This is a genomic window from Nocardioides houyundeii, from assembly GCF_002865585.1.
Taxonomy (GTDB): Bacteria; Actinomycetota; Actinomycetes; order Propionibacteriales; family Nocardioidaceae; genus Nocardioides; species Nocardioides houyundeii.
Genome location: NZ_CP025581.1, coordinates 942,955 through 968,281, shown reverse-complemented (window position 1 = coordinate 968,281; position 25,327 = coordinate 942,955). Strand labels below are relative to the sequence as shown.

29 protein-coding genes are annotated in these 25,327 nt (G+C 71.8%); 16 read left to right on the top strand and 13 right to left on the bottom strand.

Annotation, left to right across the window (positions count from 1 at the left end; translation table 11 throughout):
- Positions 1 to 17: 17 nt before the first annotated feature.
- From C0R66_RS04680 to C0R66_RS04660, 5 genes are all read right to left on the bottom strand, one after another.
- Positions 18 to 1,073, bottom strand: coding sequence for an ABC transporter ATP-binding protein (locus C0R66_RS04680; protein WP_199286820.1), 1,056 nt, complete (start codon positions 1,071 to 1,073; stop codon positions 18 to 20).
- Entirely contained in the window at positions 1,070 to 1,858 is a 789-nt protein-coding gene (locus C0R66_RS04675; protein WP_240311799.1) for an ABC transporter permease, read from the bottom strand. Before C0R66_RS04675 ends, C0R66_RS04680 begins: the two co-directional genes overlap by 4 nt.
- The gene (locus tag C0R66_RS04670; protein ID WP_101523725.1) at positions 1,855 to 2,733 is read right to left on the bottom strand and encodes an ABC transporter permease; all 879 of its coding nucleotides are present in this window, start codon (positions 2,731 to 2,733) and stop codon (positions 1,855 to 1,857) included. The genes C0R66_RS04675 and C0R66_RS04670 overlap by 4 nt, the downstream gene beginning before the upstream one ends.
- A 2-nt stretch (positions 2,734 to 2,735) precedes the next feature.
- Positions 2,736 to 3,857, bottom strand: coding sequence for an ABC transporter substrate-binding protein (locus C0R66_RS04665; RefSeq protein ID WP_241901570.1), 1,122 nt, complete (start codon positions 3,855 to 3,857; stop codon positions 2,736 to 2,738).
- A 70-nt stretch (positions 3,858 to 3,927) separates the two neighbouring features.
- Positions 3,928 to 4,992: an NAD(P)-binding domain-containing protein gene (locus C0R66_RS04660; RefSeq protein WP_101523724.1), complete on the bottom strand. Its 1,065-nt coding sequence runs from the start codon at positions 4,990 to 4,992 to the stop codon at positions 3,928 to 3,930.
- Between the two features lie 94 nt (positions 4,993 to 5,086).
- Here C0R66_RS04660 and C0R66_RS19875 point away from each other — a divergent pair, with 94 nt between their 5' ends.
- Both C0R66_RS19875 and C0R66_RS04650 read left to right on the top strand, forming a co-directional pair.
- Positions 5,087 to 5,503, top strand: coding sequence for a PLD nuclease N-terminal domain-containing protein (locus tag C0R66_RS19875; protein ID WP_101523723.1), 417 nt, complete (start codon positions 5,087 to 5,089; stop codon positions 5,501 to 5,503).
- Positions 5,504 to 5,519: 16 nt separating this feature from the next.
- Positions 5,520 to 7,232, top strand: coding sequence for a fumarate hydratase (locus C0R66_RS04650; RefSeq protein ID WP_101523722.1), 1,713 nt, complete (start codon positions 5,520 to 5,522; stop codon positions 7,230 to 7,232).
- Between the two features lie 13 nt (positions 7,233 to 7,245).
- On the opposite strand, the gene C0R66_RS04645 is transcribed toward C0R66_RS04650, so the two are convergent.
- Positions 7,246 to 8,028, bottom strand: coding sequence for a cobalamin B12-binding domain-containing protein (locus C0R66_RS04645; protein WP_158647898.1), 783 nt, complete (start codon positions 8,026 to 8,028; stop codon positions 7,246 to 7,248).
- Positions 8,029 to 8,124: 96 nt separating this feature from the next.
- On the opposite strand from C0R66_RS04645, the gene C0R66_RS04640 reads away from it, so the two are divergent.
- The 3 genes from C0R66_RS04640 to C0R66_RS04630 are packed head-to-tail and all read left to right on the top strand — an operon-like array spanning position 8,125 to position 11,758.
- On the top strand, positions 8,125 to 8,829 hold the full coding sequence (locus tag C0R66_RS04640; protein WP_101523720.1) for a spermidine synthase: 705 nt from the start codon (positions 8,125 to 8,127) through the stop codon (positions 8,827 to 8,829).
- A gap of 54 nt (positions 8,830 to 8,883) precedes the next feature.
- Positions 8,884 to 10,257 carry a class II fumarate hydratase gene (locus C0R66_RS04635; protein ID WP_101523719.1) on the top strand — a complete coding sequence of 458 codons (1,374 nt, stop codon included), beginning with the start codon at positions 8,884 to 8,886 and terminating at the stop codon, positions 10,255 to 10,257.
- 46 nt (positions 10,258 to 10,303) lie between these two features.
- Positions 10,304 to 11,758 carry an acyl-CoA synthetase gene (locus C0R66_RS04630; RefSeq protein WP_101523718.1) on the top strand — a complete coding sequence of 485 codons (1,455 nt, stop codon included), beginning with the start codon at positions 10,304 to 10,306 and terminating at the stop codon, positions 11,756 to 11,758.
- On the opposite strand, the gene C0R66_RS04625 is transcribed toward C0R66_RS04630, so the two are convergent.
- The 6 genes from C0R66_RS04625 to C0R66_RS04600 all read right to left on the bottom strand — a co-directional run bounded on the left by C0R66_RS04625 (position 11,733) and on the right by C0R66_RS04600 (position 17,719).
- Positions 11,733 to 12,275 carry an aggregation-promoting factor C-terminal-like domain-containing protein gene (locus tag C0R66_RS04625; RefSeq protein ID WP_158647897.1) on the bottom strand — a complete coding sequence of 181 codons (543 nt, stop codon included), beginning with the start codon at positions 12,273 to 12,275 and terminating at the stop codon, positions 11,733 to 11,735. The two genes, C0R66_RS04630 and C0R66_RS04625, sit on opposite strands and share 26 nt — an antisense overlap.
- Before the next feature lie 358 nt (positions 12,276 to 12,633).
- The gene (locus tag C0R66_RS04620; RefSeq protein WP_101526037.1) at positions 12,634 to 13,986 is read right to left on the bottom strand and encodes a PhoH family protein; all 1,353 of its coding nucleotides are present in this window, start codon (positions 13,984 to 13,986) and stop codon (positions 12,634 to 12,636) included.
- A gap of 305 nt (positions 13,987 to 14,291) precedes the next feature.
- A complete protein-coding gene (locus C0R66_RS04615) occupies positions 14,292 to 14,975 on the bottom strand; it encodes a TetR/AcrR family transcriptional regulator (protein WP_101523716.1) in 684 nt (227 codons plus the stop codon).
- Between the two features lie 55 nt (positions 14,976 to 15,030).
- Positions 15,031 to 15,741, bottom strand: coding sequence for an ABC transporter ATP-binding protein (locus C0R66_RS04610; protein ID WP_101523715.1), 711 nt, complete (start codon positions 15,739 to 15,741; stop codon positions 15,031 to 15,033).
- Positions 15,738 to 16,865 (bottom strand): ABC transporter permease, encoded by a 1,128-nt coding sequence (locus tag C0R66_RS04605; RefSeq protein ID WP_101523714.1) that lies wholly within the window; start codon positions 16,863 to 16,865, stop codon positions 15,738 to 15,740. The genes C0R66_RS04610 and C0R66_RS04605 overlap by 4 nt, the downstream gene beginning before the upstream one ends.
- Before the next feature lie 77 nt (positions 16,866 to 16,942).
- The gene (locus tag C0R66_RS04600; RefSeq protein ID WP_199286819.1) at positions 16,943 to 17,719 is read right to left on the bottom strand and encodes an isoprenyl transferase; all 777 of its coding nucleotides are present in this window, start codon (positions 17,717 to 17,719) and stop codon (positions 16,943 to 16,945) included.
- A 173-nt stretch (positions 17,720 to 17,892) separates the two neighbouring features.
- Between C0R66_RS04600 and trhA the strand changes: the two genes are divergently transcribed.
- The 10 genes from trhA (at position 17,893) to C0R66_RS04560 (ending at position 24,226) form a co-directional block, all read left to right on the top strand.
- Positions 17,893 to 18,612, top strand: a complete 720-nt coding sequence (gene trhA, locus C0R66_RS04595; protein WP_101523713.1) for a PAQR family membrane homeostasis protein TrhA — start codon at positions 17,893 to 17,895, stop codon at positions 18,610 to 18,612.
- Positions 18,613 to 18,645: 33 nt separating this feature from the next.
- A complete protein-coding gene (locus C0R66_RS04590) occupies positions 18,646 to 19,167 on the top strand; it encodes a hypothetical protein (RefSeq protein ID WP_101523712.1) in 522 nt (173 codons plus the stop codon).
- Positions 19,167 to 19,658 (top strand): DUF421 domain-containing protein, encoded by a 492-nt coding sequence (locus tag C0R66_RS04585; RefSeq protein ID WP_101523711.1) that lies wholly within the window; start codon positions 19,167 to 19,169, stop codon positions 19,656 to 19,658. Before C0R66_RS04590 ends, C0R66_RS04585 begins: the two co-directional genes overlap by 1 nt.
- Before the next feature lie 62 nt (positions 19,659 to 19,720).
- Positions 19,721 to 20,821 carry a protein adenylyltransferase SelO gene (locus C0R66_RS04580; protein WP_199286818.1) on the top strand — a complete coding sequence of 367 codons (1,101 nt, stop codon included), beginning with the start codon at positions 19,721 to 19,723 and terminating at the stop codon, positions 20,819 to 20,821.
- Entirely contained in the window at positions 20,821 to 21,180 is a 360-nt protein-coding gene (locus C0R66_RS18940; RefSeq protein WP_199286817.1) for a YdiU family protein, read from the top strand. The genes C0R66_RS04580 and C0R66_RS18940 overlap by 1 nt, the downstream gene beginning before the upstream one ends.
- Before the next feature lie 27 nt (positions 21,181 to 21,207).
- Positions 21,208 to 21,903, top strand: a complete 696-nt coding sequence (locus C0R66_RS04575) for a YcnI family copper-binding membrane protein (RefSeq protein WP_101523710.1) — start codon at positions 21,208 to 21,210, stop codon at positions 21,901 to 21,903.
- Positions 21,900 to 22,064, top strand: coding sequence for a hypothetical protein (locus C0R66_RS18580; protein WP_158647896.1), 165 nt, complete (start codon positions 21,900 to 21,902; stop codon positions 22,062 to 22,064). The genes C0R66_RS04575 and C0R66_RS18580 overlap by 4 nt, the downstream gene beginning before the upstream one ends.
- Positions 22,061 to 23,200: a copper resistance CopC/CopD family protein gene (locus tag C0R66_RS04570; RefSeq protein ID WP_158647895.1), complete on the top strand. Its 1,140-nt coding sequence runs from the start codon at positions 22,061 to 22,063 to the stop codon at positions 23,198 to 23,200. Before C0R66_RS18580 ends, C0R66_RS04570 begins: the two co-directional genes overlap by 4 nt.
- Positions 23,143 to 23,577: a hypothetical protein gene (locus tag C0R66_RS04565; protein WP_101523708.1), complete on the top strand. Its 435-nt coding sequence runs from the start codon at positions 23,143 to 23,145 to the stop codon at positions 23,575 to 23,577. Before C0R66_RS04570 ends, C0R66_RS04565 begins: the two co-directional genes overlap by 58 nt.
- Positions 23,578 to 23,650: 73 nt before the next feature.
- Complete coding sequence (locus C0R66_RS04560; protein WP_101523707.1) at positions 23,651 to 24,226, top strand: 1-acyl-sn-glycerol-3-phosphate acyltransferase; 576 nt, start codon at positions 23,651 to 23,653, stop codon at positions 24,224 to 24,226.
- A gap of 132 nt (positions 24,227 to 24,358) precedes the next feature.
- Here C0R66_RS04560 and C0R66_RS04555 read toward each other — a convergent pair whose 3' ends face one another.
- The gene (locus tag C0R66_RS04555; RefSeq protein WP_240311802.1) at positions 24,359 to 24,634 is read right to left on the bottom strand and encodes a GlsB/YeaQ/YmgE family stress response membrane protein; all 276 of its coding nucleotides are present in this window, start codon (positions 24,632 to 24,634) and stop codon (positions 24,359 to 24,361) included.
- Positions 24,635 to 24,701: 67 nt separating this feature from the next.
- Here C0R66_RS04555 and C0R66_RS04550 point away from each other — a divergent pair, with 67 nt between their 5' ends.
- Positions 24,702 to 25,319, top strand: coding sequence for a class I SAM-dependent methyltransferase (locus C0R66_RS04550; RefSeq protein WP_101523706.1), 618 nt, complete (start codon positions 24,702 to 24,704; stop codon positions 25,317 to 25,319).
- The last annotated feature ends 8 nt before the right edge of the window (positions 25,320 to 25,327 follow it).

Sequence of the window (25,327 nt, the reverse complement as noted above, 5' to 3'; positions counted from 1 at the left end):
AACCACGTCGAGACGTCTCAGCGACCCGCGACGAGCACCGGTGCCGGGGAGACGGTCAGCGCCACCCGGTCGCCGGGGCGCAGCTGCGTCGCGGCCGAGCTGGCCAGCTGCACGAGGACGTCCGTGCCGTCCTCCAGCGCACAGTGCACCCGCGAGACCGGACCCAGGAAGCCGACGGAGGTGACCGTGGTGGTGGCTCCGGGATCCGCGACGAGCCCGATCGACTCGGGGCGGACCAGCGCCAGCCCCTCGCCGGTGGCGGAGCCGGCCAGCACGGGCACCCGCTGGCCGAGCACGACGGCCTCGGCGCCCTCCACGTGCGCCGGCAGCCGGTTGGAGAGTCCCACGAAGGCCCCCACGAACGGGGTGGCCGGCGCGGAGTAGAGCTCGGTCGGAGGTGCCAGCTGCTCCAGCCGTCCCGCGTTCATCACACCCACCCGGTCGGCGACGGCGAGCGCCTCCTCCTGGTCGTGGGTGACGAACAACGTGGTGGTCCCGACCTCGAGCTGCACCCGTCTGATCTCGTCACGCAGCTGGACCCGCACCTTGGCGTCCAGCGCGGACAGCGGCTCGTCGAGCAGCAGCACGGACGGCTCGAAGGCCAGCGCGCGAGCCAGTGCCACCCGCTGCTGCTGACCTCCGGAGAGCTCGTGGGCGTAGCGGTCGGCCTGGGTGTGGAGCCCGACGAGGTCGAGCATCGCACCGGCACGCTCGCGGCGCGCCGCGCGGCCGGTGCCGCGCAGCCGGAGCCCGAAGGCCACGTTGTCGATCACGGTCATGTGCGGGAAGAGGCTGTAGGCCTGGAACACCATCCCCATGTCCCGCTTGTTGGCCGGCACCCTGGTGACGTCCCGTCCGCCCACGCTCACGGTCCCCGAGGTGGCCCGGTCGAGGCCGGCCAGGATGCGCAGGGCGGTGGTCTTGCCGCAGCCCGAGGGACCCAGCAGCACGATCATCTCGCCGGGGTCGATCTCCAGGTCGAAGCCGTCCAGGGCGCGCACCGAGCCGTAGACGCGGGTCAGGTCCTTGAGCTGGACAGCGAGACCGCGTCCTGTCATCGGTGGGGCGGTCATCGTCCGGCTCCTTGCTGGTGGCGGTTCCGGCTGAGGAAGGTGAACCCCAGCAGCAGGAACGTGGTCAGGGCCATGGTCGCGAGGGCGCCTGCCATCGCGGCCGGGCCGTTGCTCTTGTAGATGGAGGCCATCGCGACCGGCATGGTGTCGAAGTGCAGCAGCGAGGCGAAGGTGAACTCTCCCAGCACCAGGGCCACCGAGATGAAGGCGGCGCCGAGGACCCCACCGGTGATGTTGGGCACGATCACCCGCAGGATCACGGTGGCCCAGCCCGCGCCCAGGGAGCGCGCCGCCTCAGCCAGGGTGGTGACGTCGATGGCCGACAGCGCTGCGTCGATCGACCGGTAGGCGTACGGCAGCACCAGCACCACGTAGGCGAAGGTCAGGGTCAGCGCGGAGTCACCGAGCAGGAGGGTGACCCAGGAGAAGACGTTGCTGAACCCGACCACGATGACCAGGGCCGGGATGGTGAGCGGCAGCAGGCACAGGAACTCGATGAGCCGGCGCGCCTGTGGCACCCGCAACCGGGTCCAGACCATCGTGGGCACGAGCAGCACCACCATCAGCACCACCGTGAACAACGCCAGCAGCAGCGAGGTGACGATCGCGGAGCGGAAGTCCTCGTCGCTGACCATGAAGCGCCAGTTGTCCCAGGTGCGACCCGGGGCGCTGCCCCGCACCTGGGTGGAGAAGTCGAACATCGCCAGCATCGGCACGAAGAAGTACGCCGCGAAGGCGATCAGGGCCAGGGCACGCAGCACCCGGAATCCACCGGTGACCCTCACGGCATCCACCTCGAGGTCCGTCGCAGCAGCAGGTTGTAGGCGAGCATGACCACCGAGACCACCACGATCATCTCCAGGGCCAGCGCGAAGCCGACGTTCGCCTGACCCAGCAGCACCTCGCTGGTGATGGCCTGGCGGATCAGCAGCGGCACGATCGGCTGGCCCTGGCTGACCAGCACCGCTGCGGTCGCGTAGGCGGCGAAGGCGTTGGCGAAGAGCAGCAGCGCGGAGCCGAGGAACGCGGGGAACAGCAGGGGGACCCCGACGTGGCGCCAGTACTGGGCCCGGGTGGCTCCGAGGTTGACCGCGGCCTCACGCCACTCCTGCCGCAGCCCGTCGAGGGCGGGCGCGAAGACGATGACCATCAACGGGACCTGGAAGTAGGTGTAGACGACGACGAGGCCGGGGAGTCCGAAGAGCCACCCGCTGCCGTAGAGGTCGGCACTGAACCAGTCGCTCATCGCGTTCGTCACGATCCCGACCGGGCCGATGGTCGCGATCCAGGCGAAGGCCAGGGTGATGCCGCCGAACTGGGCCAGCACGCCACTCACCGAGAGCGTGGCGCGACGGATGAGGCTGCTCGGCCCCACGGAGACCACGAGGAAGGCGAGCACCGCCCCGAGCGCCGCCCCGAGCACCGCGGTGGCGCCCGAGAGGACCAACGACCCGCGCAGCGCCGTGAGGGCGGCGTCGCTGGTCAGCGCGTCGAGGTTGCCCAGGGTGAATGCCCCGGACTCGTCCTGGAAGGCGCCCACGACCACCGTGAGCGTGGGGACCACCAGGAAGACGAGCAGGAACCCCAGGAAGGGCAGCAGCGGGAGGAAGGGGCCGACGGCTGGCCGACGGCCCCGCCCTCCCTCTGCTCGATCGGACATCGTCAGCGGATCGCCTTCGACCAGTTCTTGGCCAGGTAGGCGCCCGCGGTCTCGGTCTGCTCGTTGCTCGGGATCACCGGGTCACCGGTGACCTCCGGCAGGGCGTCCCAGAGCTTGGCGTCGATGGTGCCGGCCTCGGCCATGGCCTCGCCGCGCACCGGTCGGGCACCGCCCTTGAGCCACAGGTTCTGGCCCTCGTCGCTGTAGAGGAACTCCTGCCACAGCCGCGCCGCGGCCGGGTGCGGGGCGTCGGCGTTGATCGCCTGGTAGTAGTAGCCCGCGACCACGGCCTCGGAGGGCACGACGGTCTTCCAGGTGTCGACGTTGGCAGCAGCCGCGGCACCGAGGTAGTCCCAGTCGATGACGACCGGGGTGGTGCCCTGCTCGATGGTGGTCGAGTCGGGGTCGACGGTGAGGAAGTTGCCGGCCTTCTTGAGGTCGGCGAAGAAGTCCACCCCGGGGGCGATGTCGTCCGGCGAGCCGCCCTGGGCGATCGCGGCCATCATCACGCCGCTGAACGCCGCGCCGGCCTGGGTCGGGTCGCCGTTGAGCGCGACCTTGCCCTTGAACTCGGGCTTGAGCAGGTCCGCGACCTCGGTGACGTCGGGGACGACGGCGGAGTCGTAGCCGATCGCCATGTAGCCGCCGTAGTCGTTGACCCACTCGCCGTCGGGAGCCTTGAACTCCTCGGGGATGGTGTCCCAGGTCTCGACCTGGTAGGGCGCGAACATGTCGGTGTTGGCCAGCGCGACGGACTGCCCGAGGTCGAACACGTCGGGAGCGCGCTTGGTGCCCTTGAGCTCCTTGGCGGCGTTGATCTCCTCCTGGCTGGCCGCGGTGGGCTGGTCGGAGTTGACCTTGATGTCGTACTTGTCCTCGAAGGTGGAGATCACCTCGCCGTAGTTGGCCCAGTCGGGCGGGAGGGCGATGACGTTGAGCTCGCCCTCTTCCTCGGCGGCCTCGACCAGGGCGTCGAGACCACCCAGGTCCTTGGCACTCGTGGCGCTGGCGGCATCGCTGTCGCCGCCCCCCGAGCCGTTGTCGGACTCGGGTGCGGCGCAGGCGGCCAGCGAGGCCACCGTGGCCATGGCCGTGAGCGAGACGAGCGTGCGACGGATCTTCACAGAACCTCCAGGCAGGGATCAGGGTCTTTGTGCAAGATAGCGTGCGAAGACTCGACTGCCTCGACGCCCATCACTCTACGCGTCGGTGTACGCCCGGTGAGCGCTGGTGGAACAGCAGGTGCGCCCGGACCGCGACCGCGGCCGCGCGACCGGCCCGGTTGGCGCCGATGGTGCTGGCCGAAGGGCCGTAGCCCACGAGCTGGACCCGGGGATCAGCCACGGCTGTGGTGCCGTCCAGCTGGATCCCCCCGTGGGCCGAGCGAAGCCCGAGACCCGCCAGGTGGCCGACCGCCGGGCGGAAGCCGGTGGCCCACAGGATCACCTCGACGGGCTCGAAGGTGCCGTCGGCCCAGCGCACCCCGTCCGGCTCCACGCGGGCGAACATCGGCCGTCGGGCGTAGGCACCCAACCGGGCCGCCTCCGCCTCCTGCGGGCGCAGGTGCAGCCCGGTGACGCTCACGACGCTGAGCGGCGGCAGCCCGCGCCGCACCCGCTCCTGCACCGCGGCCACCGCCGCGACACCCTGCTCGGAGGTGAAGTCGTCCACCCACACCGGCTCGCGCCGGGTCACCCACGTGGTCCGGGCCACCGGCGCCAGCTCGCCGAGGAACTGCACCGCCGAGGCGCCGCCACCGACGACCAGCACCCGCTTGCCACGGAAGTGCTCAGCCCCCGGGAAGTCCCGGGTGTGCAGCTGGACCCCCTGGAATCGGTCCACCCCCGGGTAGTGGGGCACGAACGGCCGCGCCCAGGTCCCCGTGGCGTTCACCAGGGTGCGCGTGGTCCAGCGCCTCTCCCCGGCCGCCACCACCAGCAGCTCCCCGTCGCTGCTGACCCGGTCCACCCGCACCGGCCGCAGCACCGGGAGGGCGTGGGTCCTCTCGTAGTCGGCGAACCAGGCCGGCACCACCACGTTGGCCGGTTCCGGTCCGGCTCCCGGCGCGGGCGCGTCGGGCAGGTCGGCGACGCCGTGCACGTCGCCCATCGTCAAGGAGTCCCACCGGTGCTGCCAGGCCCCACCAGGGGCGGCGTCGGCGTCCAGGACCACGTGGTCGATCCCGAGGCGCCGGAGGTGGTGGGAGGTGGAGAGCCCCGCCTGGCCGGCGCCGATCACCAAGGAGTCGAGGACGGGCACGCGGGGGCAACACCGGGCCGGATCACGATATGCCCGGACGTCGGTCCCCGCGCCGCCCTACGATGCGGCGACCGCACGCCACGCTGGGGGACACATGGGCCGGATCATCATCTTCTACCTCGTGCCGCTGGTGCTGGGCATCTACTGCCTGGTCGAGGCGATCAGCAGCCGGGACGACGAGGTCCGCAACCTGCCCAAGATCGGGTGGATCCTGCTGATCCTGTTCTTCCCGTTCGTGGGCTCGATCGCCTGGCTCGCCGCGGGTCGCCCGGCCGGCGTGCGCACCGGCCGGTCGCCGTACGAGCGGGAGGTCCCGCAGTTCCCCGAGTACGACCGCCCGGGGCGAGCGGCCGCCCTCGACCCGGAGGCCGACGAGGCGTTCCTGCGCAAGATCCGGGAGCGGGCCGAGGAGCAGCGCCGCAAGGCGGCTGCGGACCAGGCCGAGGCGCAGGCCGAGGAGCAGCGCCGCAAGGCGGCCGCGGACCAGGAGCCGGACGACACTGCCAAGTGACGTAATCTCACCGGTCGTGAGCACTGCACCCACCGGCCCCGAGTTCCGCTACTCCGACCTCCTGCCCCTGGGCCGGGACGAGACGCCGTACCGGCTGATCACCACCGAGGGGGTGTCCACCTTCGAGGCGGCCACCCAGGACGGGGAGGTGCAGACCTTCCTGAAGGTCTCCCCCGAGGCGATCCAGCGCCTCACCTCCGAGGCGATGCACGACATCAGCCACTACCTGCGGCCCGCGCACCTCGCGCAGCTGCGCAAGATCATCGACGACCCGGAGGCGTCGGGCAACGACCGCTTCGTCGCGCTCGACCTGCTCAAGAACGTCAACATCTCCGCGGGCGGCGTGCTGCCGATGTGCCAGGACACCGGCACCGCGATCGTGATGGGGAAGAAGACCGAGGGCGTGCTCACCGGCATCGACGACGGCGAGGCGATCAGCCGCGGCGTGTACGACGCCTACACCAAGCTCAACCTGCGCTACTCCCAGCTCGCTCCCCTGACGACGTACGAGGAGAAGAACACCGGCACCAACCTGCCGGCGCAGATCGAGATCTACTCCACCCCGCAGACCAGCGGCCGTCCGGAGTACAAGTTCCTCTTCATGGCCAAGGGCGGCGGCTCGGCCAACAAGTCGTTCCTGTTCCAGGAGACCAAGGCCGTCCTGAACCCGAAGCGGATGCTGGAGTTCCTCGACGAGAAGATCCGCTCGCTCGGCACCGCGGCCTGCCCGCCGTACCACCTCGCGATCGTGATCGGCGGCACCAGCGCCGAGTTCGCGATGAAGACCGCCAAGTACGCCTCCGCGCACTACCTGGACAACCTGCCCACCGAAGGCTCGATGAGCGCCCACGGGTTCCGCGACACCGAGCTGGAGGAGCAGGTCTTCAAGCTCACCCAGGAGTTCGGCATCGGCGCTCAGTTCGGCGGCAAGTACTTCTGCCACGACGTCCGCGTGGTGCGGCTGCCGCGGCACGGCGCGTCCTGCCCGGTCGCGATCGCGGTCTCCTGCTCCGCGGACCGCCAGGCACTGGGCAAGATCACCCCGGACGGCGTCTTCCTCGAGCAGCTCGAGATGGACCCCGCCCAGTACATGCCCGAGGCCGGCCTGGCCCACGACATCGCCGGCGGCGAGGTCGTGAAGATCGACCTCAACCAGCCGATGGCCGACATCCTCGCCGAGCTGTCGAGGCACCCCGTGAAGACCCGCCTCTCCCTGACCGGACCTCTGGTGGTGGCCCGCGACATCGCGCACGCCAAGATCAAGGAGCGCCTGGACGCCGGGGAGCCGATGCCGGCCTACCTCAAGGACCACCCGGTCTACTACGCCGGTCCCGCCAAGACGCCCGAGGGCATGGCCTCGGGCTCGTTCGGCCCCACCACGGCCGGCCGGATGGACTCCTACGTCGAGCAGTTCCAGGCCGCCGGCGGCTCGATGGTGATGCTGGCCAAGGGCAACCGGTCCAAGCAGGTCACCGACGCGTGCGGCAGCCACGGCGGCTTCTACCTGGGATCGATCGGCGGCCCCGCCGCCCGGCTGGCCCAGGACTGCATCAAGGACGTCTCGGTGCTCGAGTACCCCGAGCTCGGCATGGAGGCGATCTGGAAGATCGAGGTCGAGGACTTCCCCGCCTTCATCGTCGTCGACGACAAGGGCAACGACTTCTTCACCGACCCCTCCGGCGCGGTGACGGTGCCGCTGACCGGGATCCGGGTCCGCTCCGCCCAGTAGCGCGGGGTCAGGGTCAGATCTTGGCGAGCAGCGCGTCGGTCATCCGGCGCGCTGCCGGGGCGATCTCGTGGCCGAGCCGGATCACGTCCCGCTCGATCTCGTCCTGGTGACTGCCCCCCACCATGATCGGCAGGTCCTGGTCGTGGCCGGTGACCGCCTCCACGACCTCCCGGGTGGCCAGCACGTCGTCGGGTGACGGCACCGCCAGCACCACGGCCGCAGGCCTGCGGGAGCCGACGGCGGAGAGCCACGCCTCGGTGGGGACGTCACCGCCCAGGTAGACCACGTCCACCCCGGTGCGACGCAGGGCGATGGCGAAGGCGAGCACCCCGAGCTCGTGCCGGGAGCCGCGAGCCAGACCCAGCAGCACCCGCGGCCCGCCGGGCTGACGGGGTGTCTGGTCGAAGAGCACCGCGAGGTGTCGCTGCACGCTGGCGCTGACGAAGTGCTCCTCCGCGACGCTCACCCGCCCGTCGCGCCAGGCCGCACCGAGACGTGCCAGGGCAGGCATCAGCCAGCCGTCGACGACGTCCTCGAACTCGCCCAGGGCGAATCCGGACTCGATGGCGTGGTGCAGTCCCGGGACGTCGAAGTGGACGGCGACGCGGGCCAGCGACTCCGGGTCACCCATGGTCGCCGGTCGGGGCTCAGGCACCCCGGCCGGGTCGTCGCTCCTGCTGTGCACCCGCACCGCAGCCTGGCCGGGGCTCCAGCCGGAGCTGACCATGTCGGCCACCGCCCTGAGGCGCTGCAGCGCCTCGTCGTCGTACAGCTGCGCCGGAGTAGGTTCCGTCATCGTGCACCGCCTCCAGGTCGGGCCCCGGCGGACGCCGTCAGGTCCATTGCTCAGGGACCCCGATCGTATACGCCGCCCGGCTGCGACCATGGGGCCATGGAAGACGAGACGATCTCCGAAGTCGCACGGGCCGAGACGCCTCGCGGCGAGCTGGTGCTGCGACGCCGCTCCCGCGAGGGCGCGCCCGCGGTCCTGGAGCTGCGGGCCAACGGCGTCTTCGTGATGGACACCCTGGAGACCGGCTCGGAGATCGAGATGGCCGCGCTGGCGCTGGACCTGGTGCCGGACCCGCGCGCCGTGGTCGTGGGCGGCCTGGGCCTGGGCTTCACCGCCCAGCGGGTGCTGGCGGACCCTCGGGTGGAACGGGTCCGGGTGGTGGAGATCGACGAGCCGCTGATCGGCTGGATGCGCGACGGCACGATCCCGCACGGACCGGCCCTGCTCGCTGACCGCCGTCTGGAGGTGCTCAACGCCGACATCTCGATGGCCGTCGCGGAGGCCCGGTCGACGTACGACCTGATGCTGCTCGACGTGGACAACGGCCCCGGCTACCTGGTCCACGAGTCCAACGCCGAGCTCTACCAGCCGGAGTTCCTCCAGCGCTGCCGGGCCCTGCTGAACCCCGACGGCGTCCTGGTGGTCTGGTCGGCGGCCCGGGCGCCGGTCCTGCTGCAGCACATCGAGCAGGTCTTCGGGGAGGCCGCCGAGATCCGCTACGACGTGCTGCTCCAGGACCGGCCGGAGCAGTACTTCCTCTACAGCGCCCGCGCCGGCCGGACCGGGCCCGATCAGCACGCCTAGCCCGGGCACCGCCGGCACGGGTGAGCCCGAGGGCATCTGGGTACCGTCGCTGGCATGAGCGACTTCCGTATCGAGCACGACTCCATGGGTGAGGTCCGGGTGCCCGCCGACGCCCTGTGGCGGGCCCAGACCCAGCGAGCCGTGGAGAACTTCCCGATCAGCGGCACCCCGATCGAGCCGGCCCTGGTGCACGCCCTGGCCCTGGTGAAGAAGGCTGCGGCCCGGGTCAACGTCGAGCTGGGCGTGCTGCCCGAGGCCCGGGGAGCGGCCATCGAGCGTGCCGCCGCGGCAGTGGCGGCCGGGAAGCACGACGAGCACTTCCCGATCGACGTCTTCCAGACCGGGTCCGGCACCAGCACCAACATGAACGTCAACGAGGTGCTGGCCGGACTCGCCGGGGACGACGTCCACCCCAACGACCACGTCAACGCCAGCCAGTCCTCCAACGACACCTTCCCCACCGCCATCCACGTGGCCGCGACGCTGGCGGTCACCCGCGAGCTGGTCCCGGCGGTGCGGGTGCTGCAGGCCTCGCTGGGCGCCAAGGCCGAGGAGTTCGCGGGCCTGGTGAAGTCCGGCCGCACCCACCTGATGGACGCCACCCCGGTGATGCTCGGCCAGGAGTTCGGCGGGTACGCCGCGACCGCCGGCTACGCGGTGGAGCGCCTGGAGGCGGTGCTCCCCCGGGTCCGCGAGCTGCCGCTGGGCGGCACGGCGGTCGGGACCGGCATCAACACCCCGCCCGGCTTCGCCGCCCGCGTCATCGAGGTCCTGGGCGAGGAGACCGACGAGCAGTTCACCGAGGCCCGCAACCACTTCGAGGCCCAGGGCAGCCGCGACTCCCTGGTCGAGCTCAGCGGGGTGCTGCGCACCTACGCGGTGGGCCTGACCAAGATCTGCAACGACCTGCGCTGGATGTCCTCCGGTCCCACCACGGGCCTGGCCGAGATCCACCTCCCCGACCTGCAGCCGGGCTCCAGCATCATGCCGGGCAAGGTCAACCCGGTCCTGCCGGAGGCGACGCTGATGGTGTGCGCCCAGGTCGTCGGCAACGACGCTTGCGTCGCCTGGGCCGGAGCCTCCGGAAGCTTCGAGCTCAACGTGATGATGCCCGTCATCGCCCGCAACCTGCTGGAGTCGATCCGCATCCTCGGCACCGCCAGCCGACTGCTGGCCGAGCGCTGCGTGGACGGCATCACCGCCGACGCCGAGCGGATGCGCCGGTACGCCGAGTCCTCGCCGTCGGTGGTCACCCCGTTGAACAAGTACCTGGGGTACGAGGCTGCGGCGAAGATCGCCAAGAAGGCGCTGGCCGACGGGGCCACCATCCGGGAGACGGTGATCGCCCAGGGCTACGTGGAGCGCGGCGACCTCACCGAGGCCCAGCTCGACGAGGCCCTCGACCTGGAGTCGATGACCCACCCCTGAGGATGCCCCCGACGACGCGCCGTACGCCGGCGGCGATCATTGACCCATGCTCACCGGACTCATCCAGGGCCACGGACGCCACCCGGTCACTGTCGCCGGCACCACGCTGACCCATCCCGAGCTGCTCGGCGCCGCCGCCCGGGTGGCCACCGACCTGGCCGGGACCAGCCGGGTCGCGGTGCTGGCCACGCCGACCATGGAGACCGTGGTCGCGGTGGTCGGCGCCCTGCTGGCCGGCGTCGAGGTGGTGCCCGTGCCGCCGGACTCCGGCCACGCGGAGCTGGCGCACGTGCTGAGCGACTCCGCACCCCAGGCGTGGCTGGGCCCTGCTCCGCCCGGCAGCAGCGTGCCCCGGCTGCCGGTCGACCTGGCCGGGCGGACCACGTACTCCCCGGTCGAGGTGCCGCCGGAGCGGACGGCGTTCGTCCTGTACACCTCCGGCACCACCGGGCTGCCCAAGGGCGTGCTGCTGTCCCGCCGAGCCGTCGCCGCCGGCCTGGACGCGCTGGCCGAGGCCTGGGCCTGGACCTCGGACGACGTGCTGGCCCACGGGCTGCCGCTGTTCCACGTGCACGGGCTCATCCTGGGGGTGCTGGGGCCGCTGCGGGTGGGTGGCGGGCTGGTGCACGTGGGACGGGGCACGCCGCAGGCCTACGCCTCGGCGGCAGCCAGCATGTACTTCGCGGTGCCCACGGTCTGGTCGCGGATCGCTGCGTCTCCCGAGGACGCGGCGGCACTGCGCCCGGCCCGGCTGCTCGTCTCCGGCAGCGCGGGGCTCCCGGTGCCGGTCTTCGACCGGCTGCGCGAGCTCACCGGCCACGAGGTGGCCGAGCGCTACGGGATGAGCGAGACGCTGATCACCGTGGCCACCCGTGCCGACGGGACCAGGCGGGCAGGCTGGGTCGGGGTGCCGGTGGCCGGTGTGGAGACCCGGCTGCGCACCGAGTCCGGGGAGCCGGTGCCGCACGACGGCGAGTCCGTGGGTCGCCTGGAGGTGCGGGGGGCGACGCTGTTCGACGGTTACCTCAACCGGCCCGAGGCCACCGCCGAGGCCTGGACTCCCGACGGCTGGTTCCGCACCGGCGACGTCGCGGTCCTCGACGCCCACGGCCGGCACCGGATCGTCGGCCGGGAGTCGGTGGACCTGATCAAGTCGGCCGGCTACCGGATCGGCGCCGGCGAGATCGAGTCGACCCTGCTGGGCCATCCGGACGTGGCCGAGTGCGCGGTCGTCGGGGAGCCCGACCCCGACCTGGGCCAGCGGATCGTGGCCCACGTCGTGCCGCGGGACGCGGCCGAGCGCGACCCGGAGCCAGACCTGGCCCAGCGGCTGGTCGAGCACGTGGCGGCCGAGCTGTCGGCGCACAAGCGTCCGCACGAGGTCCGCTTCGCCACCAGCCTGCCCCGCAACGAGATGGGCAAGGTGCAGAAGTCCCGGCTGCTGGCTCAGGCGCCTGGGGGCACCGGAGCCCGGGTCAGTACCAGCCCCGGGCGGCCTTGAAGCTCCAGGCCGAGCACGGGCTGCCGTAGCGGGACTTGATGTAGTCCAGGCCCCAGCGGATCTGCACCTCCGCCGAGGTCATGTAGCCCTCGGGGAGGTCGTGGGTCTGGGTGAGTGCCTGCGGGATCCCGTACGCCGAGGAGCTGGGGTTGTCGGCGTCGATGCGCCAGTTGCTCTCGCTGACGTAGAGGCTGTTGAGACAGTCGAACTGCCCCGAGCCGTAGCCGTACTGGGGCAGCAGGGCCCGGGCGATGTCGCGCGGGTCGCCCTGCGAGACCTGCTGAGTACGGGTGGTGCCGAGACCGGCAGCCGTGGAGAGCACGGTCGCCTTGACCGGGTCCTTGGCCTGACGCCGGTCGGCGCGGGTGACGGGCGCGTCGCCCCGGTCGGCCAGCACCTCGCCGGCCATCGCTTGGCCGGCGCCCTGCGAGCCCCCGGAGTCCGGGGCGTCGGAGGCCGTCAGCTCAGTCCCGGTCGCCGCCATCCCACCCGCGACGGCAGCGCCGGTGGCAACCACGGCCAGTCCGCTCAGCAACAGCGGTCGCAGCGCCCGCGCAGGCTCACGCTTGCGTCGGCGTGCTCCGGGCGCACGGTGCTTGGGGACAGGGTTCTCAGGCGTTGACAAACAGCTCTCACAGGAATTCGATCGGCAGCAGCCGGCAGGGCCACTCGGGGGACCACGCGGAGTCACCCGGGGCCACGGCAACCATGCAGCGCGGTCCGGGCCCACGCAAACGAAACACCCTAATTGCGGGACGAATCACGTCGCAGCACCGTCACAAGAGCGACTACAGCCCCACCAGGCTCAGGAGTCACATCGGCCCGTACGTCCACGCAGGACGCACGGGCCGACGTACCAGGGACGAAGGTCCCGACTACTCGGTGACGTTCTCCAGCATCTCGGTGACCAGGGCCGCGATCGGGGAGCGCTCGGAGCGGGTCAGGGTGACGTGGGCGAAGAGCGGGTGCCCCTTGAGCTTCTCCACCACCGCGACCACCCCGTCGTGCCGACCGACCCGCAGGTTGTCGCGCTGGGCCACGTCGTGGGTCAGCACCACCTTGGAGTTGGCCCCGATCCGCGACAGCACGGTCAGCAGCACGTTGCGCTCCAGGGACTGCGCCTCGTCCACGATGACGAACGCGTCGTGCAGCGAGCGGCCCCGGATGTGGGTCAGGGGCAGCACCTCGAGCATGCCCCGGTGCAGGACCTCGTCCACCACGTCCGGGGAGACCAGCGCACCCAGGGTGTCGAAGACCGCCTGGCCCCAGGGCGACATCTTCTCGCTCTCCGAGCCGGGCAGGTAGCCGAGCTCCTGTCCGCCCACGGCGAACAGCGGCCGGAACACCACGATCTTCTTGTGCTGCTGACGCTCCAGGACCGCCTCCATGCCGGCGCACAGCGCCATGGCCGACTTGCCGGTCCCGGCCCGCCCCCCGAGCGAGACGATCCCCACGTTCGGGTCCAGCAGCATCTCCAGCGCGATTCGCTGCTCGGCCGAGCGTCCGTGCACGCCGAACACCTCCCGGTCCCCGCGCACCAGGTGCACCCGCTTGTCCGCGCCGACCCGCCCCAGCGCCGTGCCGCGGTCCGAGAGCAGCACCAGGCCGGTGTGGCAGGGCAGGTCCCGGGCCACGTCGTGGTCCAGCACGCCCTCGTCGTACAGCGTGTCCAGGTCGGCGGCCGCGACGTCGACCTCCGACATCCCGGTGTAGCCGGTCGCGGAGTCGCTGATCCCCTCAGCCCGGTACTCCTCGGCGTCGAGCCCGACCGCGGACGCCTTGATCCGCAGCGGCAGGTCCTTGGAGACCAGCGTGACGGCGTACCCCTCGTCGGCCAGGTTGCGTGCCACCGCGAGGATCCGGGTGTCGTTGTCGCCGAGCCGGAACCCCGAGGGCAGCAGCTGGGGATCGGTGTGGTTGAGCTCGACGCGGATCGTCCCGCCCTGCTCCCCCACCGGCACCGGCTCGTCGAGACGGCCGTGCACCACCCGGAGCTCGTCGAGCATCCGCAGCGCGGTGCGTGCGAAGTAGCCCAGCTCAGGATGGTGCCGTTTGCCCTCGAGCTCGGTGATCACCACCACCGGGAGCACGACCTCGTGCTCGGCGAAGCGTCGCGCCGCCCCTGGGTCGGCCAGCAGCACGCTGGTGTCGATGACGAACGTACGACGGCCCTGCGGAGCTGGTGGCCCCTCGGTGCGCGGCGCTGAGGTGGTGCGGGACTGCTTGATGGCGGCCACTTCGATCTCACCCTCGCGAGCCGGTGCGCGCACTCCTCGCCCGGCCCTAGTTCGTGCTGACGGACCGGGAAGGGACCCGAGGACCGGAGTGCCGGCCCCCCTCGCAGCCACCCGGCGCGGGCTGGCCCGCGCGGTGTGCTGTGAAGTCGTGACTGTCCACGAACGGCCTCCCGGTTCAGCGAGCTTCCCCACTCGCCGATGCATCAGGAAATTACGCCCCGGGGACCCCCCGCCGTCAACGACACGCGGCAACTCCTGCGTGAACTCCAGGTGACCGACCGGGTGCCTGGTCGGGGTCAGGCCCCGGAGTCAGGCTCGGAGTCAGGCCCGGAGTCAGGCCCGGAGTCAGGCCCGGAGTCAGGCCCGGAGTCAGGCCCGGAGTCAGGCGGCTCCAGTCCCAGGTAGCCGTGCAGGAGTCGACCCAGCAGGTTCAGGGCGTCGGCGCGGACGGTGGCGGCGGCCTCGGCGGTGCTGGCCGCCAGGGACCGCGACACCTGCATCACCATCGAGTCGATGAGCTCGGCGACCTGCTGCGGTCGCGCCTCGCCCAGCTCGGTGAGCGCCGCGAGGAGCGGCTCCTGGAGCTGGCGGTGGAAGGCCTCCATGGGCGCCTTGAGCAGCCGAGGCTCGACCACGGCGGCCAACGCCCGCGCCACGGCCTGCTCGGAGCTGGCGAAGAGGTGGACATTGGCCTGGACGTAGGCCCAGACCCGGGCGCCGGGCGTCTCAGCAGCGTCCACCTGCTCCCGGACCTGGCGCGCCCAGTCGGGAAAGACGTCGGCGACCACGGCCGCCAACAGGTCCTCCCGCGAGTCGAAGTACTGGTAGACGCTGGACCGGGCCAGCCCGGCCCTCGCGCCCACCGCACCGAGTGCCGGAGCCTGTCCGGTCTCGGCCAGCAGAGCACGGGCGGCGTCCAGCAGGGCACGCACCTGGCGCCCTCGGTGCTCCGCCACCGTGGCTGCCTGGATCTTCGGCACCGCCGCACCTCCTGCCTGACTGGACACTCCCGGCGGCCCGGGGGGCCGCACGGCCTCACACCGGTGAGGGGCTCACCGGCGCCAGCCGCCCGTCGATCATCTCGTAGACCTCGTCGCAGTGGTGCAGCACCTCGTGGTCGTGGGTCACCATGACCGTGGCGACACCGTGCCGGTGGCTCTCGTCGGCGAGCAGGGCGACGACCTCCTGGCTGCGCTGACGGTCCAGGGCCGCGGTGGGCTCGTCGACCAGCAGCAGGGCCGGCCGGGTCATCAGTGCCCGGGCGATGCCGACTCGCTGGCGCTCGCCACCGGAGAGCTGGTGCGGACGCCGGTCCACCTTGTGCGACATCCCGACCTCCGCCAGCAGCTCGGCCGGGTCGCGCGGGTCCGCCACCCGACCGAAGGTCAGCGGCAGTCGCAGCTGGTCCCGTGCGGTCAGCGCCGGCACCAGGTTGCCGCTCTGGAAGACGTAGCCGATCCGGGTCCGGCGCACCTCGGCGACCTCCCGCTTGCTCGCGGTCCCCAGGTCGGTGCCGCCGACGAGGGCGGTTCCCGAGGTGGGCTTGGCCAGCCCGCCGGCCACCGCCAGCAGGCTGGACTTGCCGGACCCCGAAGGGCCGACGATGGCGACGAGCTTGCCCGGCTCCACCCGCAGGTTCACCGAGTCGAGGGCGGTCACCGTCTCGTCCCCGTCACCGAGGAGCAGGGAGACGTCGCGCAGCTCCAGGGCGGGGGTTGCGGCTGAGGTGGACGGTACGGCGGTCATCGGTTGCCTCCGAGTGCAGTGAGGGGGTCGACCTTGGTGATGCGCAGCACGGCGATTCCCGCGCCCAGCATTCCCAGGAGCACCAGCAGCACGCTGGCCAGCGCGATCGGTGCGGCTTCGAGGGCGAATGGCATGGCCGTGCCCGAGAGTCCGGCGCCGGCAGCCAGACCGAGCCCGACGCCGACTGCGACGGAGACCACCAGCAGGAGCATCGACTGGAACAGGCTGTCGCGCAGCAGGTAGCCCGTACCGGCACCCATGGCTCGCATCACCGCGATCTCCTGCTTGCGCTGGATGGTCAGCACCGTGAAGAAGGCGCCGACGACCAAGGCGGAGATGGCGTAGAGGAAGCCCTGGATCAGGCTCAGGGTCGAGGTCTCCGCGGAGTAGCCCGGCGAGGCGCCGAAGGACTCCTCCAGCGTCATCGACGTGGTTCCGGCCGCCTTGTCGCCGGCCGTCAGGTCGAGGTCGTCGCCTCCCTTGACGGCGACCGCGGTGATCTCGTCGTAGACCCGCTCGGGCACCTCTTCGCCGATGCCCGCGCCGCTGCTGATCTCCTGCCAGCTGGCCAGGGGTAGGTAACCCACGTCGACGTGGCCGAAGGTGTTCTGCTCCTCCATGATCCCGACCACGGTGAGCTCGGCGCCCATCGGCTCGATCACCAGCACGTCGCCCACCGAGACGCCTTCGTCGGCGGCGGTGGAGCTGAGCACGACCTCGTCGGGCTCCCCGGTCAGCCCGTGACCCTCCGCGACCTCGGGAGCCAGGAACGAGTCGACCTCGATGCCGAAGAGGGCCAGGTCGATCTCGGCCCCGTTGGTGGACTCGGCGTTGACCAGGGTGTTGCCGAAGGGAGCCGCCTCCTGCACGCCGGGCTGGTCCTTCCAGTCCTCGACCGCGGTGGTGTCCACCACGCTGCGGGAGAACGCGGAGTCCTTGGAGACGTCGTCCTGGAAGGCGAAGGACGTCACGGGCATGCGCTGCAGGCCCGAGACCCCGTCATTGACCAGCCCCACGGACAAGCCGGAGAGCAGGACCATGAGCAAGGCGATCAAGGACACCACGGAGCCCATGAGCACGAAGCGGCCCTTGGCGAACACGAGTTCGCGGATAGCGAGGAACATGCGACCTCACCTGACCTGGAGAGTTGACATTGACATGCCGTCAACTTTACCGACACTGTGTCGGGAACCCAAATGTCTCAGGAGCCGAAGCGTCGCTCCCGCTCGGCGTAGGCCCGCAGGGCGCGGAGGAAGTCGACGCGGCGGAAGTCGGGCCACAGGGCCTCGCAGAAGTAGAACTCGCTGTTCGCGCTCTGCCACAGCAGGAACCCGCTGAGCCGCTGCTCCCCCGACGTGCGGATCACCAGGTCGGGGTCCGGCTGCCCCTTGGTGTAGAGGTGCTCGGCGATGTGCTCCACGTCGATGGTCTCGGCCAGCTCCTCCAGGGTGACCCCGGCGGCGGCCTGCTCCTGGAGCAGGGAGCGCACGGCGTCCGCGATCTCCCGGCGGCCGCCGTACCCGACGGCGACGTTGACCAGCAGGCCCTTGACCTCCCGGGTGGCGTCCTCGGCGGCCTTCAGCTTGGCCGCGGTGGTGGCCGGCAGCAGGTCCAGGGCGCCGACCGGATGGATCCGCCAGCGACCGGTGGCGGCCAGGGACTCCACCGCACCCTCGATCACCGTAAGCAGCTCCTCGAGCTGGTCGGTGGGACGGTTGAGGTTGTCGGTGGAGAGCAGCCAGAGGGTGACGACCTCGACGCCGAGCTCCTCGCACCACCCGAGGAAGGGGTCGATGTTGTCGGCGCCCGCCTGGTGCCCCTGGGCGATCTCGGCCCCCACGGCGCGCGCCCAGCGCCGGTTGCCGTCGAGGAGCACCCCCACGTGCTTGGGGACCCGGTCCGGCGGGAGGAACTTCGCGACCCGCGACTCGTACGCCGGGTACAGCACCCGGCGCACGGCGTCCTTCCACTTTCCCACGGCCCCGATGCTACCGACCTTCGCGGACGCGGCGGCCCGGGTCCGCGCAAGCACCTGACGGGCCGACCCCGGCACAGGTCAGCAGCGCCGGTTCGAGACCTGCGCAAGGAGGTGAGGATCATCTCCCCGGACAGACTCGTCTCCCGACCCTACGTACCGGTAATTTTGACGACATGACCGATTCGGTGCGCACCCGCATGGACCATCTGCACGACCGGGTGGAAGGCGCGATCGACGAGGTCAAGCCCAAGCTGAGGGGCTGGCTGCACGCGGCCAGCGCTCCCCTCACCCTGGCTGCCGGCGTCGTGCTCGTCGCCCTCTCCCCCGACACCCCCACCAGGGTCGGGTCCGCGGTCTTCGCGGCCTCGGCGCTGCTGCTCTTCACCGTCTCCGCGCTGTACCACCGGGGCCACTGGTCACCGGGGGTGCACGCGCACCTGCGCCGCTTCGACCACTCCAACATCTTCCTGCTCATCGCCGGCTCCTGCACCCCCTTCGCAGTGCTGCTGCTCGACGGCACCGAACGCTGGCTGATGCTCTCCATCATGTGGGGCGGCGCGCTGGCGGGAGTGGTCATGAAGGTCTGGTGGCTCGACCACCCCCGGTGGCTCTCGGCGCCGATCTACATCGCCCTCGGCTGGGCGCCGGTATTCTTCTTCGGGTCCTTCATCGAGGGCGCGCAGGTCTACGGCGAGACGGTGGGACGCGCCGTGCTGGTGATGGTGCTGCTCGGCGGGGCGTTCTACACCTTGGGCGGCATCGTCTACGGCACCAAGCGACCCAACCCGTGGCCGAAGTGGTTCGGGTTCCACGAGGTCTTCCACACGTTCACGATCCTGGCGTTCATGGTGCACTACGTCGGCGTCTCGCTGGCGACCTACTCCCTGCGCTGACGACCGCGCCGACGCGCGCACTAGGGTGCCCGCGTGACCGGCTCCGACTCCACCACCGCCGACCTCCCCGACCGGCCTCGTGGCAGGGCGGGACGGTGGGCCCACCGCGGCGGCGTAGCCCTGCTCGTCGTACTGGTGGCGGCGGGAGCATCGGGCGCCCTGGGTCCGCGCGCGGGTCACACCGCGGCCACGGGCGGCGGGTACCACCTGCGGGTCACCTACCCCGAGATCACCCGGGCCGGCCAGCCGGCACCGCTGCACCTGGTCATCACCCGTGAGGGCGGGTTCGAGAAGCCGGTGCAGGTGGCGCTGTGCGACGACTTCTTCGACAACCTCGACTTCCAGGGCTGGTTCCCCGCACCGGCCGCGGAGGCGGGCGACCCCGACGCGGTCGTCTACGAGTTCGACCCTCCGCGCGCCGAGGAGCTGGAGATCAGCCTGGACGCGCGCAGCGCCCCGGGACAGTTCGCCGGGGCCGAGAAGTGCTCGGTCGAGGTGCTCGAGGACGACGAGCCCGTGGCCGCCGTCTCGTTCACCAGCTGGAGGATGCCCTGATGGACATCGTGATCCGCGCCGTCGTCGTCTTCGCCTTCCTCTGGGTGGCGATCCGGATCAGTGGCAAGCGGGAGGTCGCCCAGCTCTCGGCCTTCGACATGATCCTGCTGGTCACCGTGGGCGACCTGATCAGCCAGGGCATCCTGCAGGAGGACTACTCGCTCACCGCCGCGATGCTTGCCGTGTCCACGTTCGCCCTGGCGGCGATGGCCCTGGCCTTCCTCACCCGCCGCTTCCCCAGGGCGAGGCCGGTTCTGGAAGGGCTGCCCCGGATCGTGATCCGCGACGGCGAGCCCCTGCTCAACGTGCTCGCCAGCGAGCAGCTCACGTTCGACGACCTCGCCGAGGGAGCCCGGCAGAACGGCATCCGCCGGTTCAGCGACGTCGAGCTGGCGGTGCTGGAGACCGACGGGGTCTTCTCGTTCTTCACCCGGCCCGCCGAGGAGAGCGACCCTCGCGACGGCGCGGCCACCGACGACCGCCCGCTGTAGCTCCCCTGCCGATGGCTCCCGTCTCCGCACCGGGCTGCGGTGGGGGTCGTACCGTGGACGTTGTGACCACCTCTCCAGTCTCCGTCGCACTCACCACCTCGTTCGCCGACACGCTGCCCGAGCTGGCCCTGGCCTGGCAGGCCGAGGAGGCCCCCGACCCGACCCTCCTGACGCTGAACGAGCCGCTCGCCGCCGAGCTGGGCCTGGACCCCGATCAGCTCCGCACTCCCGAGGGGGTGGCCTTCCTCCTGGGCCGCTCGGTGCCGTCGGGTGCCCGTCCCGTGGCCCAGGCGTACGCGGGCCATCAGTTCGGCGGCTACTCCCCCCGTCTGGGGGACGGCCGGGCCCTGCTGCTGGGCGAGCTCACCGACACCGAGGGCAGGCTGCGCGACCTCCACCTCAAGGGCTCCGGACGCACGCCGTTCGCCCGCGGCGGTGACGGGCTCGCCGCCGTCGGTCCGATGCTGCGCGAGTACGTGGTGAGCGAGGCGATGCACGCGCTCGGCATCCCGACCACCCGCTCCCTGGCGGTGGTCGCCACCGGCAGGGACGTACGACGCGAGACGCTGCTACCCGGTGCTGTGCTGACCCGGGTCGCGGCCAGCCACCTGCGGGTCGGCACCTTCCAGTACGCCCGGGGCCTTGACGACCTCGACCTGCTGCGCCGTCTCAGCGACGCCGCGATCCAGCGCCACCACCCCTCCGCCCGCGACGCCGAGCACCCGCCCCGGGCGCTCTACGAGGCGGTGGTGGCCGCCCAGGCGCAGCTGGTGGCGAAGTGGATGCTCGTGGGGTTCGTGCACGGGGTGATGAACACCGACAACATGACGATCTCCGGCGAGACCATCGACTACGGTCCGTGCGCCTTCATGGAGGCCTACGACCCGGCCTGCGTGCACAGCTCGATCGACGAAGGTGGCCGCTACGCCTACGGCAACCAGCCGGCGGCCGCGGAGTGGAACCTGGCACGTCTCGCCGAGGCCATGCTGCCGCTGCTGCACGAGGACCAGGAGATCGCGATCTCCATGGCGGTGGAGTCCCTGGGCACCTTCCGGCCGCTGTACGTGGAGGCCCTGCTGTCCGGCATGCGGCGCAAGATCGGGCTCCCCCGAGCGCCGACGGCGCCGAGAGCACTGCGCTGGTCGAGGAGCTGCTGGGGCTGATGGAGGCCGACCACGTCGACCACACCTCGTTCTTCCGCGCCCTGGGGCAGGCCGCCCGCGGCGAGGTGGAGGCCGCCCGGAGCCTGGTCGTCGACCTGGCCCGGGTGGACGCGTGGCTGGCACGGTGGCGGGCCCTGGGTCCGGACGCGGCAGCGATGGACCGGGTGAACCCGGTGCGCATCCCGCGCAACCACCTCGTGGAGGAGGCCCTCGACGCGGCCACTGCGGGCGACCTGGCGCCGGTCGAGCGGCTGCTGGAGGCGGTCACCTCGCCCTATGACGAACGTGCCGGCCTCGAGCGGTACGCCGAGCCGGCACCGGACCAGTTCGGCCCCTACGTCACCTTCTGTGGCACCTGAGGCGCCCGACCTGTCATCATCGCGGGCATGTCGCCCCCCGTCCGCGCCGGTCTTGGTCTCGGTCTGAGCGTGGCGGCGGTCCTGCTGGTGGCCCCTCCCGCCGCGGCCCACGTCAGCGTCACCCCTTCGACCGCCCAGGCCGGTACGACGCTGCTGCTCCAGCTCGGGGTGAACCACGGCTGCGGCGACTCCGCGACCACCGCGCTGGAGGTCAAGGTGCCCGAGGGGGTCAACTCCGTCACCGCGACCCGCACGCCGTTCTGGGACGTCTCGCGCACGGTGGTCCGGCTGGACGAGCCGGTCACCGACGCGCACGGCAACGAGCTGACCGAGCGCGTGGACACCGTGCTGTTCACCGCCACCGAGCCGCTGGCCTCGGACCTGCGCGACACGGTCGAGCTCACGTTCCAGGTGCCGGACCAGGTCGGTGAGGCACTGGCCTTCCCGACCGTGCAGACCTGCGAGCAGGGAGAGAACGCCTGGATCCAGGTGGCCCAGGACGGGCAGGACCCCGAGGAGCTGGAGAGCCCGGCACCGGTGGTGCAGGTCCTCGCACCGGACGCCGCTGCCACCGGGTCGGCCACCGGGTCGGCCACCGCCTCGACCTCGGCCCCCTCCGAGGTCGTCGCCTGGATCGGCTTCGCCGCCGGCATGCTCGGGCTGCTCCTGGGGGGACTCGCCTTCGCCCAGGCCCGCAGGCAGCCGGGCGCCGTCCCCGAGTGAGCACCCACGGCCTCACGCCACGCCGGCGGCCGGCCCTGCTGACCGCCGCGGCCGCGCTGCTCCTCTGTCTGCTGGGCGCCGCGCCGGCCTGGGCGCACGCCCAGCTGGTCGGCACCGACCCGGTCTCCGGCACGGTGCTGCCCGAGGCCCCGAGCAGGTGACCCTCTCGTTCAGCGAACCCGTGCTGCTCACCAGCAGGCTCGTCACGACGTACGACGCCCAGGGCAGCGTCGTCGCCTCGTCCGCCTCCACCGCCGACGGGCAGGTGAGGGTGGTCTTCGACGACCGGTTGGCGCGTGGCACCTACGTGGTGGCCTGGTTCGTGGTCTCCTCCGACGGCCACCCGATCTCGGGCTCCCTGACCTTCTCCGTGGGCGCGCGCAGCGCCACGGTGAGTCCTCCACCCCCGCCGGCGGAGTCCTCGGTGGCCGTCACCAGCACCCAGGCGGTCGCCTCCTGGGCCACGTACCTGGGCCTGCTGAGCAGCGCGGGACTGGTCGTCTTCGTGGTCCTCGTGCTCCCCCGTCGGTACGCCGGCCGGCTGCTGGTGGCGCGCGTCCGCCGGTTGCTCCGGCTGGCCGTGGCACTGGCGCTGGTCGGCGCCGCGGTGGGCGTGGCGGTCGCGGGCCTGTACGCCCAGGGACTGGAGCTGGGCGCCGTCCTGACCTCGTTCGACGCCTCGCTGGTGCGCAAGGAGCTCGGCTCGGCCTTCGTGCTGACTGCCGCCCTGGTCACGACGGCGGCGGTGTTCGGCCCGACCCCGCCCGGCCCGCGCCGCTCGGCCCTGCTGCTGACCTGCGCGGCGCTCGCGGTGTGCGCCCCGGCCCTGGTCGGGCACACCCAGTCCTACGGCCCGGCCCCGCTGGTGCTGGGCGCCGACGTGCTGCACCTGGCCGCCGGCGCAGTCTGGCTGGGCGGCCTCGCCGGGCTCACGCTGACGCTCCGCTCGGGCACCTCGGACGTCTCGTCGCGGCGCGACGCGGAGGTGCTCGCCCGGTTCTCCGCGGTCGCCGGCCCCCTGGTGCTGGCCGTGGCCGTGGCGGGTGTGCTGCTGGGCTGGCGCATCCTCGGGTCGTGGTCGGCGCTGGTGGAGACCACCTACGGCACCCTGCTGCTGGTCAAGGTGGTCCTGGGGCTCGCGGTGGTCGCGGTGGCCGCCTTCAACCGGTTCCGGCTGCTGCCCCGGGTGCGTCGCTCCCCCTTCGGGATCCGAGCGCGGGGGTCCTGGTACGACGTACCGTGCTCGCGGAGCTGGGCCTCCTGGTCGCGCTCCTCGTGGTCACGGGGTTCCTGGTAGGTCGGGCGCCGTCCGAGCCCCCGGGAGCCCCGGCCGCTCCGGTGCCGATCTCCCGCACGCTCCAGCTCGGCGGCGTGCAGGTGGAGGTGCTGCTCACCCCCGGCACCTCGGGCGGCAACACGCTGGTCGTCTCGACCATCCCCGCGGAGGGCCGCTCGGCGGGCGAGGTGGGGCGCCCCGACGTGGAGCTGCGCTCCCCGGAGTTCGACCTCGGCGCCGTGCCGTTGCGCAGCGGCCGACCGGGCGAGTGGGAGGCGCTGGTGCTGCTGCCGCGGGGCGGCGACTGGGAGCTGCAGCTGGGGCTGCGGGTGGGGCAGTTCGAGAACCCGGTCACCACCGTGGAGCTCGACGTCCCCGATGCTCCCGGGGCCGGCTGAACCAGGGCGCGACCTGCCGGAGGTCGCAGCACTAGGGTTCTCGCATGCTGAACGCCGCCGACGAGGTCCTCGCATGATCCGCCGAACCCTGGCCCGCACCCTGCTGCGCCTCGCCCGCTGGCGCGTCGTGGGCCAGGTCCCGCGCACCGGGATCATGGTCGGTGCTCCGCACACCTCCAACTGGGACTGGGTGGCCACCCTGGTGATGCTCTGGTCCCAGGACGTGACGCCCAGGATCCTCATCAAGCGGGAGCTGTTCCGGGGCCCCCTGGGGTGGCTGCTGAAGGCCACCGGGGGCATCCCGGTGGATCGGGACAACGCCTCGCAGGTGGTGGGCGACCTCGCCGCCCACGCGGCCCGGGACGAGTCCTTCCTCATCGCCATCGCCGCCGAGGGCACCCGGGAGCGCAGCGCCTACTGGAAGAGCGGCTTCTACCGCTTGGCCCAGGACACCGGTCTCCCGGTGTCACTGGGCTACATCGACGGACCCAGCCGCACGGTCGGCTTCGGGCCGACGTTCACCCTGACCGGCGACGTGCGAGCCGACATGGACCGGATCCGGGAGTTCTACTCCGACAAGCGGGGGATCCACCCGGAGCTGCGCACCGAGCCCCGGCTGCGCGAGGAGCTCGCGGCCGGGCAGAGCTGAGGCCCCAGGGCGGCGGGGATGACCGATGAATCCCGGCCGACTCCCCCGAAATGCCGTATGGCCGCGCACCCCGGAAGGGTTGCGCGGCCAGCGACGTCAGATCGACCCCGGGGTTGACCCGGAGTCAACGGCTCAGACGGAGTGCTTGTTCTTGCCCAGGACGGCCTCCGCGACGCCGACCAGCAGCACGGCTGCGATCACGGCGAAGATGAAGCCGAGGAAGTTGAGCTCGAAGGGGTTGGTGCTGTCGTTGAAGAGGCCGCCGATCAGGCCACCGATGATGGCGCCGACCACACCGAGGATCATGGTGCCGACCAAGCTGAGGGTCTGCTTGCCCGGCTTCAGCAGCCGAGCGAGCGCGCCGATGATGAGACCGACCACGAGAAGACCAAGAATTTGAAAGATCATGGACCTCCTTTACCCGCAGCGGTGCTGGACCAAACGTGCCCGCACGCGTCGCGGCTAGCGTGGCCCCATGGACCGTCACCACTGGGACGAGCGGTACGCCGAGCACGGGCTGGTCTGGCGTGCCGGACCCAACGAGTTCGTCGCCGCTGAGCTCGGCGACCTCCAGGCGGGCCGCGCGGTCGACCTGGGTGCTGGTGAGGGCCGCAATGCGCTGTGGCTGGCCGAGCGCGGGTGGCGGGTGACCGCGGTGGACTTCTCGCTCGTCGGGCTCGAGAAGGGGCGACAGCTGGCAGGCGACCTCCCGGTCTCCTGGGTCTGCGCCGACGCGACCACGTGGGTCTCGTCCGTGCCGGTGGACCTGGTGGTCCTGGCCTACCTCCAGCTGCCGGCCGAGCCCCGGCGCGCCGCGATCCGCAACGCCTTCTCGTCCCTGGTGACAGGCGGCACGCTGCTGGCGGTCGCCCACGACGCCACCAACCTCACCGAGGGCACGGGCGGGCCGCAGGACGCCTCGGTGCTGATGACGGCCGAGGACCTGCTGGCCGACCTGGACGGGTTCGACCTCGAGGTGCTGCGCGCCGACCGGGTGGCGCGCCGGGTCGCCGCTCCCGAGGGCGACGAGCCGCACCGTGGCCAGCACGACCGCACCGCGTGGGACGCCCTGCTCAGGGTCACCCGGCGCTGAGCTCGCAG